15 protein-coding genes are annotated in these 17,829 nt (G+C 41.9%); 6 read left to right on the forward strand and 9 right to left on the reverse strand.

Translation table 11 applies throughout. The features are described 5' to 3' along the window. Positions 1 to 5: 5 nt before the first annotated feature. Both IEX80_RS07705 and IEX80_RS07710 read right to left on the reverse strand, forming a co-directional pair. The gene (locus IEX80_RS07705) at positions 6 to 1,253 is read right to left on the reverse strand and encodes a competence/damage-inducible protein A (RefSeq protein ID WP_188832558.1); all 1,248 of its coding nucleotides are present in this window, start codon (positions 1,251 to 1,253) and stop codon (positions 6 to 8) included. A 7-nt stretch (positions 1,254 to 1,260) separates the two neighbouring features. Continuing rightward, positions 1,261 to 4,002, reverse strand: a complete 2,742-nt coding sequence (locus tag IEX80_RS07710; protein WP_090527137.1) for a putative LPS assembly protein LptD — start codon at positions 4,000 to 4,002, stop codon at positions 1,261 to 1,263. A 52-nt stretch (positions 4,003 to 4,054) separates the two neighbouring features. Here IEX80_RS07710 and IEX80_RS07715 point away from each other — a divergent pair, with 52 nt between their 5' ends. Together IEX80_RS07715 and IEX80_RS07720 are read left to right on the forward strand one after the other, a co-directional pair. Then, the gene (locus tag IEX80_RS07715) at positions 4,055 to 4,987 is read left to right on the forward strand and encodes an N-acetylmuramoyl-L-alanine amidase family protein (protein WP_090527135.1); all 933 of its coding nucleotides are present in this window, start codon (positions 4,055 to 4,057) and stop codon (positions 4,985 to 4,987) included. A gap of 112 nt (positions 4,988 to 5,099) precedes the next feature. Next, positions 5,100 to 6,044, forward strand: coding sequence for an MlaD family protein (locus IEX80_RS07720; protein WP_090527134.1), 945 nt, complete (start codon positions 5,100 to 5,102; stop codon positions 6,042 to 6,044). Between the two features lie 87 nt (positions 6,045 to 6,131). On the opposite strand, the gene IEX80_RS07725 is transcribed toward IEX80_RS07720, so the two are convergent. The 4 genes from IEX80_RS07725 to IEX80_RS07740 all read right to left on the reverse strand — a co-directional run bounded on the left by IEX80_RS07725 (position 6,132) and on the right by IEX80_RS07740 (position 9,560). After that, positions 6,132 to 7,046: a ribonuclease Z gene (locus IEX80_RS07725; protein ID WP_188832559.1), complete on the reverse strand. Its 915-nt coding sequence runs from the start codon at positions 7,044 to 7,046 to the stop codon at positions 6,132 to 6,134. 22 nt (positions 7,047 to 7,068) lie between these two features. After that, positions 7,069 to 7,446 carry an STAS domain-containing protein gene (locus IEX80_RS07730; RefSeq protein ID WP_090527130.1) on the reverse strand — a complete coding sequence of 126 codons (378 nt, stop codon included), beginning with the start codon at positions 7,444 to 7,446 and terminating at the stop codon, positions 7,069 to 7,071. Between the two features lie 50 nt (positions 7,447 to 7,496). Then, positions 7,497 to 8,441 carry a phosphoribosylaminoimidazolesuccinocarboxamide synthase gene (locus IEX80_RS07735; protein WP_176627427.1) on the reverse strand — a complete coding sequence of 315 codons (945 nt, stop codon included), beginning with the start codon at positions 8,439 to 8,441 and terminating at the stop codon, positions 7,497 to 7,499. Positions 8,442 to 8,597: 156 nt separating this feature from the next. Continuing rightward, the gene (locus IEX80_RS07740; protein ID WP_090527126.1) at positions 8,598 to 9,560 is read right to left on the reverse strand and encodes a PhoH family protein; all 963 of its coding nucleotides are present in this window, start codon (positions 9,558 to 9,560) and stop codon (positions 8,598 to 8,600) included. A gap of 102 nt (positions 9,561 to 9,662) precedes the next feature. On the opposite strand from IEX80_RS07740, the gene IEX80_RS07745 reads away from it, so the two are divergent. The 4 genes from IEX80_RS07745 to IEX80_RS07760 all read left to right on the forward strand — a co-directional run bounded on the left by IEX80_RS07745 (position 9,663) and on the right by IEX80_RS07760 (position 14,409). Beyond that, positions 9,663 to 10,439: an SAM hydrolase/SAM-dependent halogenase family protein gene (locus IEX80_RS07745; protein WP_090527124.1), complete on the forward strand. Its 777-nt coding sequence runs from the start codon at positions 9,663 to 9,665 to the stop codon at positions 10,437 to 10,439. Between the two features lie 14 nt (positions 10,440 to 10,453). After that, a complete protein-coding gene (locus tag IEX80_RS07750) occupies positions 10,454 to 10,981 on the forward strand; it encodes a hypothetical protein (protein ID WP_229701559.1) in 528 nt (175 codons plus the stop codon). Positions 10,982 to 11,011: 30 nt separating this feature from the next. Next, positions 11,012 to 12,844 carry an ABC transporter ATP-binding protein gene (locus tag IEX80_RS07755; RefSeq protein WP_188832560.1) on the forward strand — a complete coding sequence of 611 codons (1,833 nt, stop codon included), beginning with the start codon at positions 11,012 to 11,014 and terminating at the stop codon, positions 12,842 to 12,844. Between the two features lie 164 nt (positions 12,845 to 13,008). Next, positions 13,009 to 14,409, forward strand: coding sequence for an MBL fold metallo-hydrolase (locus IEX80_RS07760; protein WP_188832561.1), 1,401 nt, complete (start codon positions 13,009 to 13,011; stop codon positions 14,407 to 14,409). 342 nt (positions 14,410 to 14,751) lie between these two features. Here the strand turns inward: IEX80_RS07760 and IEX80_RS07765 are convergent, their stop codons facing one another. The 3 genes from IEX80_RS07765 to rpe form a co-directional block, all read right to left on the reverse strand. Continuing rightward, positions 14,752 to 15,705: a D-2-hydroxyacid dehydrogenase gene (locus tag IEX80_RS07765; RefSeq protein ID WP_188832562.1), complete on the reverse strand. Its 954-nt coding sequence runs from the start codon at positions 15,703 to 15,705 to the stop codon at positions 14,752 to 14,754. Positions 15,706 to 15,815: 110 nt separating this feature from the next. Next, entirely contained in the window at positions 15,816 to 16,883 is a 1,068-nt protein-coding gene (gene serC / locus IEX80_RS07770; RefSeq protein WP_188832563.1) for a 3-phosphoserine/phosphohydroxythreonine transaminase, read from the reverse strand. A gap of 202 nt (positions 16,884 to 17,085) precedes the next feature. Beyond that, positions 17,086 to 17,736, reverse strand: coding sequence for a ribulose-phosphate 3-epimerase (gene rpe, locus IEX80_RS07775; protein ID WP_188832564.1), 651 nt, complete (start codon positions 17,734 to 17,736; stop codon positions 17,086 to 17,088). Between the last annotated feature and the right edge of the window lie 93 nt (positions 17,737 to 17,829).

Below are 17,829 nucleotides of genomic sequence, written 5' to 3' on the forward strand. Positions count from 1 at the left end.
AATCTTTACTTTTTAATTTCAGTAAGCAAAGTATTCAACATTGACAGCGCTATCACAGCACTTCGCTCAATATTTTGCCTGCGTTTACTGCCAAATGTATATTTCTTTATGATTGATTTCTCCTTTGCGGCAACTGCAATCCACACAGTACCAACGGGTTTATCCTCTGTGCCGCCGCCCGGACCAGCTACACCGGTAATAGCGACAGCCAAATCCGACTTGAAATTTAACAGTGCGCCTTCTACCATTTCCGTTACCGTTTCTTCACTAACGGCTCCATGTTGCCACAAAGTTTCGTTCTTTACTCCTAAAATACTCTCCTTTAACTCATATGAGTAGGATACAGCGCCTCCTAAAAACACCTGTGATGAACCAGGATGCTGGGTAAACAAATGGGACAGATAGCCTCCGGTACAGCTCTCGGCTACTGATAAAGTGAGGCCGTTTGCTTCCATCCTGTCAAGTATGGCCTTTTCAAGCGGGATGTCCTGATCAATAACAAACGGTGAACCTATGCGTTCAATTAAACGGGAGGCAAATGCATCCACCTCTTTTTGCAAAGCAGTTTCATCATTGCCAAAAGCGCTTAAGCGTAAACGCACCTGGCCTAACTTGGGCAGATAGGCCAGTTTAATATGTGATGGCAAATCATCTTCGATATCCGCAATGCGTTCGGCCAAAAATGATTCACCTTCGCCAACGGTAAGCAGTGTTTTATGTATAATTGACGGAAGGTTGAAGGTAGCCTTAATTTTAGGCAATACCTGCTCTTCCATCATATACATCATTTCAAAGGGAACACCCGGCATAGACATATAGATGACACCGTTGTGGTTAAACCACATACCCGGTGCAGTGCCATTTTCATTCAATACAACCTCGCAATTAGCCGGAACAAGCGCCTGCTGTTTGTTGATCTCCAATAACGGGCGGTTATATTTGGCAAAAATGCGTTCTACATTAGCAAATGCATCCTCGTTTTCAACAAGTTCAACCCTAAAGTATTCAGCTAATGTTTTTTTAGTGATATCATCTTTTGTAGGGCCAAGTCCACCGGTAATAAAAATGATACTGGCCCGGCTTGCTGCTTCGGCTAATGCCTTCAGGATATGTTCTTTATCGTCGCTTATTGATGAGATCTGCTTTACCCTTATCCCTATCTTGTTAAGTTCGGTAGCCATCCAGGCCGAATTGGTATCAACAATTTGTCCGATAAGTATCTCGTCGCCGATGGTAATTATTTCTGCCAGCATTATTATATTAATAAAAAGATGATTGTGGATTGTAATCGCTTTTCTTGCTTAGTTTCAAATCCTGCAAAATGGAAGCTTTAACCTTTAAAGTTACGTTATACATTTTGTATACACCGAAAGGAATCCATTGAAAGGCCAAATCCCAGCAATGCAAATCGCGGTATATTGAAAACGAGGTAGCACTTGCAAATTTCGCCGCCTTGATATCATACGTAGTAGAATATTGGATCTTCCACTTTTGCGTAAGGTTCACATCGCCCGAGATCTGGAGTGTATTACTGGTTGTTTTGTTGTTTAAGTAGTTTTGATAGCTAAAACTGTAATTGAGCGAGATATTCCACGGCACGTTAAAGTCAACGTATGCATTCGGATCGCTATTTACCAGGGCCAGTCTCTGAGCTTGGGTGGGATTCATGGTTGCGATAGTATTCAGGGCGGCATTTCCCGGAGTTGCTTTAGTTGAATTCAAACTCCCACCCATAGAGATGTTTAAACCTGATAAAGTTGGGAATTTGCCGTCCTGCCAGGCATACCTGTTTATATAACGGCTTGTTCTTACAATCTGATTATTAGAGATTGAATCGCTTACCTTGGTTACGTATGGGCTAAACACTCCCGAAAAACTGATACTTAATTTTTGATTGAAAATAGCGGTATGCCCCGAAAATGAAATATCAGAAAGTTTCATTGAGTCGGCTGCAAAATTATAAAAGGTGGAGAACGACAAACCTTGTAAAATCATGATTTTTCGGTCGGTGCCGGATGTGTCCGTGCTTTTAGCTTTTACCTTAGCTTCTATCGTGTTATCTACCGAAAAGTTTAAACCCGCCTGCTTACCTGCTGAGGGGCCGCCGTAAACTCCGTTCTGGAAAATAGAATATTTTTGATAGGTATACGGATAAGGAACCGTGGCTGTACTAACAGCTGTTTTGTAATAGCCAAAGCTTGGGTCGCTGAAGTCGGGACGATAGCTAAAACTTATTGACGGAGTTGCCACGTGCCTAATTGCTTTCAGGTTACCATGTTTAAAGTTTATGGTACCGTACAATTTAGTTGATATACCTGTACTGATGCTATACTCCCCGGCACGCTTAAACCCAGGTATAGTATCAATAATTAACTGATTTGAACCGGCAATGCTTCCCCTTTCAAATCTTTCATTAATGCTTTGAAAATACCAGCGTTCGGTATAGTTAACACTGTTATTAAACTGAAAGTACTTTAATACGTTTAAGCCCAAACTAACCGGGATGGTATGCTGAAAACCATTTTGTAACCGTTTTGATAAAGTTTCGCCTTTAAATAATTGGGACTCGGGTATATCGTTAAGCTTGTTGGTACCTACTAAATTATAGCTCACGGTAATTTTCTGATACCATTTTTGTTCGCCAACCCTGTTTTTAGAGTCGAATGGGTTTATCGACGACATACCGAAGGCAATAGTGGGCAACTCGATATTCACCGTTTTACGGGCTATATCCTGGCTATGCGAAATGCCTACACTTAAGTTAAACGGTGTACCTGCCCAGGTTTTACCATAAGCGATACTTGAGCGTAAACTACTTTGAGCAATGGAGTTAACATTATAGTTACTTGCCGATGGCGTGTTCCTAAAAAAACCGGAAGTACCTGCATCAACCGAAGCACTGAAAGTTGAACCGGGATTAGCATTGGCATCCTGCACGTGCGACCAATAAATATGCGCGTCTTTAGTGGCCGGGTCGCCCTCAAGGCCATAGTTATGCGAGCCGAAGCTTAGCGTAACGTTGCCTGTATATTTATAACGTTTAAGATATCGTGCCGTGCTGCTTAGTTCATACGAGCCTTTTGAGTAGATAGACCCGGTTGTAGTCAAATCTACATAATCACTTATGCCAATATAGTATCCAAGCCCTTTTAAATAGAAACCCAGGGTGTTGTCCTCACCAAAAGTTGGCAAAATAACACCTGATGTCCTGGTGTCCGGCTTAGGGAAAAAACCAAAAGGAATGGCAAGCGGTAAGGGGACCCCTTCAATCTCCAGGTAGGCGGGCCCGGATATAATGCGTTTCTTTTCGCCGATGCCACGTGTAATCACTATACCAAAGTGTGTATCTGGGTAAGGCAAATCGCAGGTACTGAAAATAACGTTACGGTATGCAACCTCATCGTCATTGAGTTTTTTTGCCTGCCCGCCCGAAATAAAGTTGCCTTCCTGCTCGGATGCAGGATTATATATCTTTACTTTTTTTGTTTGATAATTAAAAATCAGCGAATCGGATGCTACGGGCTTATCCGTTTTTTGCTTCATAATAGGCCTGCGGACATATTGGTGTGTACGCGGGTCAATGCTTCCCCGTGCAAATATGAGGTGGTTTTTATCATCAACCCTGATATAGTCTGCGTCAAGCTCAAAATCTTCATAGGTTACACGGGCCTTGCCGTAAAAATAGGTAACCTGGTGCTCCCGGTCTGAGTGGGTCGAGTCCTCGGCAGTTGCCTTTACTTCTGATTGCAGACCGCCTTTATTCTTTTTAGTGGTATCATTTGCAGGTAAAGAATTTACCGGCTTACCGTTTCTCAACGGCGTTATTGAGCCGGATTGTTTACCTTTAAGAAGTTTCTTATCACGAAGCGAATCAAGTTTGATAATAGTATCAGTTAAAGGCCTCCTGCCATGGCTGTTATTTAAAACAGTGCCGGCATTAGCAGCAAGTCCGTTTACTATTAATATAATTGCAAGCAGAAAAAAAAAGGTTATGAATTTCAAAATTGATTATGAATAGTATTTTTGCAGATATAGTTAACAGCGTTCAAAAATAATGAAAAATAAGGCATTGAAAAGATTGATTTATAGTTTGTGGGTGTTGCTGGTTCTCCTTTCATTTTTTCCCTTTAAATCATACAGTTCTATTTTAACCAATAGTCGTCCTCGTCAAACAGACACTGTTGTCAACAGTACCGGTTTTAAGATTAAAACCATTATTATCGACCCCGGGCATGGTGGTAAACCATCAGCCTCTACAGGTCATTATTCACACGGTGCATCGGGCTCTTATTCGTCAGAAAGGAATGTAACGCTGGCTATCGGCTTTAAATTGCAAGCCGCTATAGAAAAAGAATTAAGCGGTGTTAAAGCTGTAATGACCCGTACTACCGAAGATGATGTTTCGTTTGAACGCAGGGCTGAAATAGCCAATGAAAACAAAGGGCAGCTCTTCATTTCCCTGCATTGCAATTCGCTATCCGACAGAACAATTCGCGAAAAAGTTGGCACCAAACGTCATAAAGCGGTATACCGTACCGTTAGGGTTCCGGACAGGTCGGGCAAAGGCGTACTGATTTTAGTTTATGGTTTACACCGTACCCGCGAAGAGGAAAACGCCATTCAAAAAAACCAGGTTGGCGAAGAGACCGAACTCGACGGCGGCGCACTGGACCCGAACGACCCCATGACCATTATTTTAACAAACGAGTACAAAAGAAAGTTCAGGCAGCAGAGTATCAAGCTGGCTACTTTAATTAACGGCGAGTTTGTTGATACCGATGGAAGGCGTAGCGAAGGGATCAGGGAGCAGGGCATTTACGTACTTTGCCACAGCGCAATGCCATCAGTATTGGTTGAAACCGGCTATATCAATAACCCCGACGATGAAAAGTACCTTAATTCAGAAGAAGGACAAAATGAGATTGTAGCTTCAATTATCCGTGCATTAACAACCTATAAAAAAGAGATGGAACAGATTTCGCAATAATTATAAAAGCCAAACTGTTACCTTCCTTGTAAATAAAACGTACATCATAAAACATATAAGCCTGGTTGCAGGTTTATAGCCTTAAACACAATTAACGCATAAACTCTACTTAATGAAAATCTCTAACGAAACCAAAATTGGTGCACTTACGGCAATAGCAATTACCATACTCATATTAGGTTACAGTTATTTACGCGGTAATGATGTTTTTTCAGGATCAAATAAATACTATGCTATTTATAACAGCGTTGAAGGTTTAACCGTTTCAAAACCAGTATTGGTAAACGGTTACCAGATAGGCCGCATCTCTAAAATGAAGCTTCAGCCAGACGGGCGTACCGTGGTTGAATTTAAAATTGAGCCAGATGTGGTTGTGCCTAAAAACACCCTCGCCAAGCTTGAAAGTACCGATCTGCTGGGCAGTAAAGCCATTGTTTTTGAGTTAGGTAACAGCAATGTGCCCGCCGAAGACCAGGATACACTTAAAGCCGATATCCAGGGCAGCCTTGCGGAAAGCCTGCAGCCCATACAAAAAAAGGCAGAGATGCTGATGTCTAAACTCGATTCGTCACTGAGCGCTGTTAACAAGATCCTGAATCCTAACTTTCAGAAAAACATTGACCGCAGTTTCATGAGCATTGCGAACTCATTGCAAACGCTTGAAGGCACTACCAAAAAAATAGACCACCTGGTAGGTTCACAAACCGGACATATCGACGCCATACTTACCAATGCCGAGGAAGTATCAGGCAGCTTAAAGACAAGCACAGCACACCTAAACGGAATGACAGCTAACTTTGAAAAAGTAAGTAATGACGTTGCTGCTGCTAACCTGAAACAAACACTTGATAATGCAAATAAAGCTATGGCCGATTTGCAGGCAACTATTGCCAAAATCAACTCCGGTCAGGGTTCTTTGGGCCTTTTGCTTAATGACGATAAAATGTACAAAAACCTTACAGATGCATCAAACAACCTCAATAACCTGTTTATTGATCTGAAGGCACATCCAAAACGTTATGTGAGCTTCTCGGTATTTGGCGGTAAAAAGGATTAAGGAAAAGCCGAAAGCAGAACGCATAAAGCCCAAGGCTATATGTGGAGTTAATCAATAACTTTATATAATTTAGAAGCTTTCAGCTCCCTACTCTATAAAAAAGGTTTTCCCCTCAATTGCAAGTTCAGTTGAGGGGAAATTTATTTTAGCCTCATCCAGTAACTCATTCAGGGTTTTATAACGGGCCGAAAAATGGCCTATGAGCAGTTTTTTGGCGTTGATTTTCAGGGCTATCTCTCCGGCTTGCAACGCGGTGGTGTGATGGGTTATAACTGCCCTGTCAAGCATATCATTTAAAAAAGTAGCCTCGTGATAAAGCAATGTGGCGTTGGCGATTTGGCCGAAATAGTTTTCATTATACATCGTATCGGAGCAGTAGGCATAGGTTTTAGGCTCGGCCGAATCGATAGTTAGCTCTTCATTTTTGTAAACTTTGCCTTTTTCATCAGTATAATCCCCCCCTTTTTTCAATACCGAATAATAAGCAACCGGGATGTCGAGACTTTCTATTTTCTCCTTAATAAGTTTACGAAGTCTTTTCTTTTCCTTAAACAAAAAGCCGGTACAGGCAATGCGGTGATCAAGTGGTATCGTTTCAACTACAACATCACTATTATTGATCACCACTTCACTTTGTTGGGCATTGGTAAATATATATTCAACAGGGAATTGCAGTTCGGTATCTGAATATGTTAATTGCAGATCAATTATTTCTTTCAACTGCACGGGGCATACCAGTTTAAGCGCCTTTTTACGACCGTTAAGGTGCATGGATGATAATAAACCAACCAGGCCTAAATAATGATCGCCGTGAAGATGACTTATAAAAATATGATCAATGCGACTGGCTTTGATATCAAAACGGAGCATTTGTTGCTGAGTGCCTTCGCCGCAGTCTATTAAATACAGGCGCTCATTGATATTGAGCACCTGTGAAGTAGGATTTCTGTTAAAGATGGGGGTTGCGGAGCTGCTGCCAAGTATTGTTACCTCAAATTTCATAATAGGTAAACAATCAAATGGTTTATCTTGCTTCCTTTTTTAATTCCTTTTCAATCTCTTCCATAAAAATAAGATCGACCCCCTCTTCGGCGGTTGGGACAATGGTTAATACATTATCCAATTGTGATATGGTTATTAAACGCGCAACTGCGTCATTTAAACCCGCCAAAATAAATGAACCCGTAGCATTTTTACACAAGCGGTGACCAACCAACAAACTGCTTAAGCCTGATGAATCGGCATATTTCACCTGCGACAAGTCGAGAATGATGTTGCGCTGCCCCTCTGTATTGATCAAAATCAGTTCTGATTTTAACTGAGGCGTTACTATTGAATTTAATTTTGATTCATTAAGTTTCAATAATATATATTTCTCATGTTTATCTACAGTAAATTTCATTCTTATTAAATTTAATAAGCTAAGATAAATATTTTATGGATATTTTAAAATTACATAACGCTCAACGCGTTATTAATTGCTGTTTCAACGCGGGCTAATACATTCCCTTCGGCAGGCTTAACAAATGGCTCGCCAATAATCTTTTCGTAAAGCTCTATATAACGCTCAGATATCGAATTAACAATCTCTTCGGTCATAACCGGCACTACTTGCCCCTCTTTACCCTGGAAGCCATTTTCGATAAGCCATTTGCGTACAAACTCTTTAGAAAGCTGTTTCTGCGGCTCACCTTTTTGCTGACGTTCCTCGTACCCTTCTTTATAAAAATATCTTGAAGAATCAGGCGTGTGGATCTCGTCGATCAGGTAAATCTGACCATCAACTTTACCAAACTCATATTTGGTATCTACCAATATTAAGCCTTGTTTCGCTGCAATCTCGGTACCACGTTTAAATAGTGCCTGGGTATAGGCCTCAAGCTTTACATAATCTTCTTCCGATACAATGCCTCTTGACAGGATCTCCTCGCGTGAAATATCTTCGTCATGTCCTACTGATGCTTTAGTAGTAGGGGTAATGATAGGTTGAGGCAGTATGTCATTCTCCTTTAAGCCTTCAGGCAAAGCCACTCCACATACATGATGCCTGCCTGCAGCGTACTCGCGGGCAGCATGACCGGCCAGGTAACCACGGATCACCATCTCTACCTTAAACGGCTCGCAAATACGACCAATGGTAACACTTGGGTCCGGAACAGAAATAACCCAGTTCGGAACAATATCGGCTGTAGCCTTTAAAAAACGGGCTGCTATTTGGTTAAGCACCTGTCCTTTAAACGGAATAGCTTCAGGTAATACAACATCAAAGGCCGAAATCCGGTCGGTAACAACCATGGCCAGGTATTTATTATCTATCGTATAAACATCGCGTACTTTCCCCTTGTAAAAAGCCGTTTGCCCCGGAAAGCTGAAATGTGTTTCTTTTATTGAGTTCATTGTTTTTAGTGATTAGAGATTGGAGGTTAGAGATTAGGATTTGCAAGTTTGCTTCCCTTTCAATAGCCTCAAATCACTTTATATTGAAGACTAAAGGTTGTTAGTTAGAAATGAGCTTTGCAACTAATCTCTAACCACCAACCTCTAATCAACTAATTACTGTATATCCCCGTAAGCTTCTAATATCTTACGTACTAATTTATGCCTTACTACGTCTTCGCCGCTCAAGTATACTATCTCGATACCTTTGATATCGGTCAGGATCCTTAAAGCAGTGTGCAGGCCGGATTGTTGTTTTTTTGGCAAATCAATCTGTGTTACGTCACCGGTTACAATAAATTTAGCTGATGGCCCCATACGTGTCAGGAACATCTTAAGCTGCATATCGGTGGCATTCTGGGCCTCGTCCAAAATAACAAAACAGTTATCAAGGGTACGGCCGCGCATAAAGGCCAGCGGTGCAATCTCAATGGTGCGGTTCTCCAGGTAAACCTTCAGTTTTTCGGCCGGGATCATATCATCAAGCGCATCATATAAAGGCCTCAGGTATGGGTCGATCTTTTCTTTAAGGTCGCCCGGTAAAAAACCAAGGTTCTCCCCTGCTTCAACCGCCGGGCGGGTTAGTATAATGCGTTTAATCTCTTTGTTTTTAAGTGCCCTTACGGCCAATGCCACCGCAGTATACGTTTTACCGGTACCCGCAGGCCCGATTGCAAAAAGGATATCGCTTTTGTTAATACTATCAACCATGCGGCGCTGATTGGTGGTACGCGCCTTAACCATTACGCCGTTAGGCCCAAACACAATCACTTCGCCACTCGCAAATTTATCGGCAGTAACAGGTTCAGATGTAGCTGCATTATTAACCTTCGAACCAAGGATCCGCTCGAGATCAGTTATGTTGAGATTTTCAAATTTCTCAACGTGATTTATCAGATGGGAAAATTTTTCCTGGAAAATATTCAGTTCGTTATCATCGCCCAAAACCTTCACTTCACTGCCGCGAGCAACTATTTTAAGCTTGGGGTATTGTTTCTTAATGATCTCAAAATGATCATTATTAGGCCCCCACAGTACTGCAGGGTTTACATTTTCAATTGATAGCTTAAGTTCGTTCAATACTAATTTGATTTTTTAGTTACGGATTTTTATGAATTAAAAATTGAATATTTGTAGCTTCAAATGCTACTACAAGATTAGCAATAAATATTTATAAAATTAATGGCAATTATAACATTAACTACTGATTTAGGCGATAAAGATATTTACCAGGCTGCGTTAAAAGGCAGTATCTACAAATTGTTGCCTACAGTAAATATTGTTGATATTACCAACAGTGTTGCGGCCTTTAATGTACAGCAGGCCGCTTTTATACTTAAAAACAGCTTTCATTATTTCCCGGAAGATACCGTACACCTTATCGGTATTGATACCGTTTATAATGACCATACCAAATACCTCGCTGTCCGCTACAAAAAGCACTACTTTGTGGGGGCTGATAACGGTATTTTTTCGCTGATGTTTGACCAGGAACCCGAAGAGATAGTTGAGATCAACATTATGCAGGACCTTAAATTCCTTCACTTCCCCCTGGCCGATATCTTTGTTAAAACGGCCTGCCATTTAGCAAAAGGCGGCAAACTGGATGAAATAGGCCTGCCGGTGAGCGATATTGAAAACAAAATGAATTTGCAGCCTGTTATTGAAAAAAACATGATCAAAGGTGTTGTAATTTATATCGATTCATTTCAGAATGTGATAACCAATATAACTAAGGAGTTTTTTAACAGTGTGCAGCAAGGCAGGCGTTTTGTGCTCAATTTTAAGCGCAACGAAACCATAAACCATTTAAGCTGGCATTATAATGAAGTACCCGTTGGCGAAAAACTTTGTTTGTTTGGTATCAGCGACCATTTGGAAATTGCCATAAATAAAGGCAATGCAAGTGGCCTTCTAGGCCTGAACCTGAATGATAAGGTGATTATTGAATTTCAATAAGGCAATTTATATAAATGAAAAAAAAAGTACTGCTTTTTTTATTTTGCTTGATAACAACCGGTTGGGCATCGGCCCAAAGCCCTGTTAACTCCGATTCGGTAGCTTACCAGCTTCAGCGTAAAAAAATAAATAATATGCTGGCTGCCCGTAAACAAAAATTCGGGCAATATGAACAAAGCCTGGGTCAGCATACCGGCATTTTCGGCTTTCAAACCAAAGGTGATGTCCGACGTTCGGCCGGCATCCTGATGGATATCGCCAAAACAGACGATGCTATTTTTAAAGAGCTCAAGATCCTGCTTGAATACCGTGATTTTCAGCAAAGACGGATCCAAAGTCACAGCAAGGAGGCAGAAACTACAGCTGCCGGTTATATACAGGTAATTAACAGGTTAAGGCAACAAAATGCGCATCTTAAACAACAGTTAAACAATTCAGAAGAACACTTCAAAACCCGGCAAAACATATTTGTATTAGTGATACTTTTCATGATTGCGTCAATTTTATTTCTGCTTGTTAAAAAGAACCGTGTTAAAGCGTAAATTCGCGGCTTATAACATTCAAACGCATACATGGCAAGAGGACGACTGAACAGTGGCAGCAAGGCCGAAGCAGAATTACCTAAAGCAAAAATAAACCGGAGCAGCCTGCGCAACGTAGCTAAACTGCTCACTTACTTAAAACCTTACCGGGTTAAATTCATAGCCGGATTAGTTTTCCTGTTTTTGTCAAGCCTGGTAGGCCTGGCATTCCCCGCCATTCTGGGTGCATTGATTGATGCAGCACAAGGCATTTATAAATACAAGTACCTGCCGCATGGCTTAAATGCCATTGCCATCATGGGTTTTATTATATTATTTGCACAGGCTTTTGTGTCGTTTTTTAGGGTGGTTTGGTTTGTGCAGGTGGCCGAAAAATCTTTAGCCGACATCAGGCGTGATACCTATTTTAAGCTCATTACCCTACCCATGAACTTTTTTGCCAACCGCAGGGTTGGTGAATTGAACAGCCGTATCTCTGCCGATCTTTCCCAAATCCAGGATACGTTGACCACCACTTTTGCCGAAATGATCCGCCAGTTGGTGATCATGATAGGCAGCACTACCTTACTGGCAATAGTGTCTATCAAACTTACACTTGCGCTATTAGCTATATTGCCATTCCTGGTTGCATTCGCTGTATTCTTCGGAAGGTATATCCGTAAGCTATCTCGCGAGGCTCAGGACAAATTAGCCGAATCAAATACCATAGTTGAGGAAACACTGCAAGGCATTGCCAACGTAAAAGCTTTTGTTAACGAAGCTTACGAGGCTAATCGTTACGATAAAATTCTGCGCAAGGTGGTTAACATCGCTGTTAGGGGTGCAAAATTCAGGGGTACCTTTGCCTCATTCATCGTATTCTGCTTGTTCGGCACCTTTGTTGGTGTAATCTGGTATGGCTCGGTGCTGGTAGCTAATCATGAAATATATGTAGGCGACCTAACTACTTTTATCATGTACTCGATATTTGTAGGCGCCGCCATGGGTAGCTTTCCTGATCTGTATGCCAATCTGCAAAAAGCGGTTGGCGCAAGTGAGCGTGTACTTGAGATCCTTCACGAACAGGGTGAAGATATTTCCATTATTGAAAGTAAAAACGGCATTAAACAGCCTATTAAAGGTGGTCTTGCTTTTGATAATGTATTGTTCGCATATCCCTCTCGCCCTGAAATCACCGTATTAAAAGGTATTTCTTTTAATGCTGATGCAGGGCAGCGTGTTGCTATTGTTGGGCCAAGCGGTTCGGGAAAATCAACCATGGCTTCATTAATCCTGCAGTTTTATCACCCACAAAACGGCAACATCTTATTTGATGGCAAGCCAGCAGATAACTATTCTCTTACCGATATCCGTAACCAGGTAGCCATTGTTCCGCAGGATGTATTGTTGTTTGGGGGCACCATTATGGAAAACATTGCCTACGGTCGTTTAAATGCCTCAAAAGAAGATATCATCCAGGCTGCCAAACGCGCTAACGCTCATCAATTTATATCTTCCTTCCCAGAAGGCTATGAAACCGTTGTGGGTGAGCGTGGTGTTAAACTTTCAGGCGGACAAAGGCAACGGATTGCCATTGCGAGAGCATTGCTAAAAAACCCTTCGATATTGATACTTGACGAAGCTACATCATCGTTAGACTCTGAGTCGGAACGCCTTGTACAGGAGGCGCTTGAGGAATTAATGAAAGATCGTACGTCGATCATCATAGCTCACCGTCTGTCAACTATTCGCGAAGCAGATAAGATCATCGTACTTGAAAAAGGCCATATAGTAGAAAGCGGCAGCCACGTCGAACTCATTGGCAATGAACAAGGTCTTTATAAATACTTAAGCCAGCTTCAGTTTGAAAGCAACCAGGCTTAGTAACACTCCTTAAAACTTATTGGTTTCTAACTAAACTTATAAAGCATTAATACGTTTACACTCGCAATAAAGCGGGTGTAAACCGTTATATTCACAAACTGAAGATTACTTACAACGTAATATAATTATCGATACCCGCTTTAGCACAGGTATCACTTATAAAAATGAAACTAACTATACACGGGGCGGCCCGGCAGGTAACCGGGAGCATGCATTTGCTCGAGGTTGGACAATATAAAATTTTAGTGGATTGCGGACTTGATTATGAAAAGGACCGCAGTATCATATCTAACGAAAACTTTCCTTTTCGGCCCGAAGACATTGACGTGGTAGTACTTACCCACGCTCATATCGACCATTCGGGCAACCTGCCTACCCTGATCCGCTTAGGTTTTGAGGGGCAGATCTTATGCACCCCTCCCACGGCAGACCTGACTGAATTATTGCTGCTCGATTCTGTAAACATATTCATGCGCAAAGCGGCAAGCAAGGGCGGTCACCATAAACGCGGCAGAGGCAAATTTAACACCCACGCACAGCCCCTATACATGCAAAAGCATGTTATGGACACGGTAGAGCGCTTCGTTACCATAGGATTCAACAAACCGTTTAGAATCACCGGCGACATCGAGCTAACTTTTGTACCGGTGGGCCACCTGTTAGGTGCTGCTGCAGCCGTATTTAAAATAAATGATAAAGGCGAAGAAAAATCAATAGCCTTTACCGGCGATATCGGCAGGAAGAATTACCCCGTACTAAATGACCCTCAGCCCCTCCCTCTTGTTGATTTCCTGGTTTCTGAAGCAACTTATGGCGGCCGCTATCATAGTAAGGACAAAACAGTTGAACAAACCCTTATAGAGGTTATTGAAAAGGCCTGTATTAAAGAGCAGGGCCGTTTAATTATTCCGGCGTTTAGTATTGGCCGTACGCAATCTTTGGTTTATACGTTGAACAAAATCTTCAGTACAGGCTTACTGCCGCCTGTTAAAGTTTTTGTTGACAGCCCGATGGCTACGCAGGCTACCGAGGTATTCCGGAAATACCATAACCACGTTAACCAGGAAGCCCAGGAGTTTTACCAAAAACGCGGCGATGAATTTGAGTTTGATAACCTCACTTACGTAGAAACACTAAAGGATAGCCGGCAGATCTCCAATTATTGGGAGCCTTGCATCATTATTTCATCCGCAGGGATGCTTGAAGGAGGGCGTATCCAGGACCATCTTTTTTATAACATCCAAAATTACTACGCCACTATCCTGTTCATTGGCTACTGCGCCAAAGGAACATTAGGCCATCGTTTGTTACGTGGTGATTCCATCGTCCACATCAAAGATCGCGAACTGGCCGTTTATGCTACCATTAAGCAAACTGACGTCCTTAGTGCCCATGGCGACCATGACGACCTGATGAGCACCGTAAAAGCAATTGATAAAGCAAAACTCAAACACATATTCCTGGTACATGGTGAAAGTGAAAGTATGAAGTTATTGGCCGATGACCTTGAGAAGGAAGGTTATGGTGTTACTTTGCCGGAGAAAGGTGTGTCGTATACTATATAACACGAATACTCCCGAATTAAAGCGAATTACACAAATTATAAGTAATATCTGCCGCGGGTTTAGCGCAGCGTAACCCGTGGCCGCCTATGGCTAAAGTTTTCAACTTTAGCCCCTTTCCACTTGAGTTGAAAACTCAAACTATTTTAAACCACGGGTTACGCTGCGCTAAACCCGCGGCAGTGATCGAAGCAATCGTACGGAAGCATAGCGGCCCTGTACAGCATGCGATTGCCGTGCTACGCCCGCAATTACATAAGATATATAAAACAAACGGCACGAATTTCATCAATTCGTGCCGTTTGTTTTATAGTTTGTATTCGCTTTAATTAGAGCAAATTCGTGTTATGCTTTTTTGAAATGCTCGATGATCAAGCTTGCAAGCTCAACACCAATTCTTTCCTGGGCCTCGTTGGTAGCGGCGCCAATATGCGGGGTCAGGGAAATTTTTGGATGGGTCAAGATCTCGGCACGTGGGGTTGGTTCATTGTCAAAAACGTCAAGTGCAGCAAATGAAACCTGGCCGCTGTTTAGAGCGTCAACCAAAGCAAGTTCATCAATTAAACCACCGCGTGAGATGTTTACCAGGCCAACACCTTTTTTAGTTTTAGCCAATTCCTCAGCACCAAAAAGGGCTTTGTCGATAAATGGAGTATGTAGGGTAATGAAATCTGCGGTAGTGATGATCTCATCAAGAGTAGATTTTTTAACAGATGCTTTAACAGTGATACCACCGCCTAAAACAAGATCTAACTCGGGGTTAAAATCAAAAAGGTCATAAGCTAAAACATCCATACCAACACCGATAGCTATTTTAGCTACTTCTCTGCCGATACGGCCAAAACCTACAATACCTAAAGTTTTGCCGCGAAGCTCAACGCCCTTAGCGTAAGCTTTTTTCAGGTCGTTAAATTTGGTACCGCCATCAACCGGCATTTTACGGTTGCTATCCGGCAAAAAGCGTACAGCGCCAAATAAGCTGGCGAATACCAATTCAGCAACTGATAATGAAGAAGATGCTGGCGTGTTGTAAACACCAATGCCTTTTTCTTTGGCATAATCAACATCAATGTTATCAACACCTACACCACCGCGACCAATCAGTTTCAGGTTAGGCGTAGCGTCGATTAATGCTTTACGTACTTTAGTTGCGCTACGTACTGTAATAGCATCATAGTTTTTCAATTTTTCAGGAAGCTCGTCCTGTGGGATATTGTTGGTATCAACGAAAAAGCCGGCATCTTCCAGCATTTTTTTACCTATCGGGTCGATACCGTCATTAGCTAATATTTTGATCATGTCTAAAGTTTTGCCCCCCGGCCCCCCAAAGGGGGAGTGATTATTCCACATCTTTAAGGGCCGGGGGTAATTATTTAAAATTGTTGTTCCCCCTTTAGGGGGTTAGGGGGCTACTTATTCTTTTCAGCAAATTCCTGCATTACATCAATCAGCACATAGATGCTGCTTATTGGCAATGCGTTGTAAATTGAGGCGCGGAAACCACCTACACTCCTGTGGCCTTTAATGCCTACTATACCGCGTTCTTCGGCAAGTTTCAGGAATGGTTTTTCCAATTCAGGATTTTCCATTACGAAGCAAACGTTCATTTTTGAACGGTCTTCAACAGCGGCCACTGCTTTGAACAATGGGTTGCGGTCAATTTCTTCGTAAAGTACACGTGCTTTGGTAATGTTTTCCTGCTCAATTGCCGGCACGCCGCCTTTTGCTTTTAACCATTTAAGGGTAAGCATTGATACGTAGATAGCAAATACCGGTGGGGTATTATACATTGAACCACCTTCAATTTGAGTTTGGTAGTTGAACATTGCAGGGATTTTGCGACCGGTTTTACCAAGCAGGTCATCCTTAACAATAACCAAAGTAACACCTGCAGGACCCATATTTTTCTGAGCACCGGCATAAATCAAACCAAAATCGGCAACGTTAACCACGCGGCTGAAAATATCTGACGACATATCGCAAACCACCGGAATTGGCGATTTAAAGAACTCCTGTAACTGCGTACCGTAAATGGTATTGTTAGAAGTAATGTGAATATAAGCAGCATCAGCCGGGATTTCAAAATCCTTAGGGATGTAAGTAAAGTTGGCCTCTTTTGATGAAGCTACAATTTGTACTTCGCCAAAATATTTGGCTTCTTTTAAAGCTTTGTTAGCCCAAACACCGGTTTCCACATAAGCAGCTTTGCCGCCTTCTGGTAACAGGTTGTAAGGAGCTAAAGCAAACTGAGTGCTGGCGCCACCTTGCAGAAACAATACCGAATAACCTTCAGGAACGTTGAACAATTCTTTTACCAGGCTTACAGCTTCGTCTAAAACGGCCTCAAACTCTTTTGATCGGTGCGAAATTTCAAGCAAAGAGAGTCCAGTACCATTAAAATCAATAACTGCTTCTGAAGCTTGCTTTAAAACTTCGTGTGGTAGAATGCCAGGTCCGGCACCAAAATTATGTTTCATAATATTAACGAATTGTAGGTTCTAAATACACTATTAGGAAGTTTGTATTTTGTTGGGCCGAAGTTAATTAATTTGACAAAATATATAGACATTATTTACATTTTTTGAAAAAATATACAATTAATCAACAAACGGGCCTTTGATTGCAAATAATTAAACTAACCCTACAGGGCTGGTTTAATTATTATCATTATAATAACTTTTAGGGATGTTTGAGTTTTGAAATTGCGGCCGCCTGGTTGGCCGACGAGAACACTGAAGTGCCCGCAACAAACACATTTGCTCCGGCTTCTATCAGTTTGGTGATATTGTTAGCATCTACCCCACCGTCAATCTCAATTAACAGACCGGGATTTATTTCGGCACTTAGTGTCCTGAGTTCTTTGATCTTTTTGTAGGTATTTTCAATAAAATGCTGTCCGCCGAAGCCGGGGTTAACCGACATGATCAAAACCATATCCAGATCAGCAACAATATCCTCCAATAAAAAAACAGGTGTTGCCGGATTAATAGCCACGGCGGCTTTGCAACCTAATTGCTTAATAGCCTGAATAGTGCGGTGCAAATGAGGACATGTTTCCTGGTGAACAGTAATACTATCGGCTCCGGCATCTTTAAACGCTTTCAGGTAACGATCGGGGTCAACTATCATCAGGTGAACATCGAGTGGTTTAGTTGCGTGTTTTTTTACCGCGCTAACAACCGGGAAGCCAAAAGAGATATTTGGAACAAACATGCCATCCATAATATCAACGTGGATCCAGTCGGCTTCGCTGTTATTGATCATTTCAATATCGCGTTGCAGGTTGGCAAAATCGGCCGCTAAGATAGATGGTGCTATGAGGTGATTCATATGCAAATATATAAAAGCAGGTAATCTATGGGACTGATAGTGTAATTATTTTTATGGGAGAATTGTAAAAAAGTGCCTGTCCCAAAATCGCCG

Origin of the sequence: Mucilaginibacter rubeus (assembly GCF_014643835.1) — a bacterium.
Taxonomy (GTDB): domain Bacteria; phylum Bacteroidota; class Bacteroidia; order Sphingobacteriales; family Sphingobacteriaceae; genus Mucilaginibacter; species Mucilaginibacter rubeus.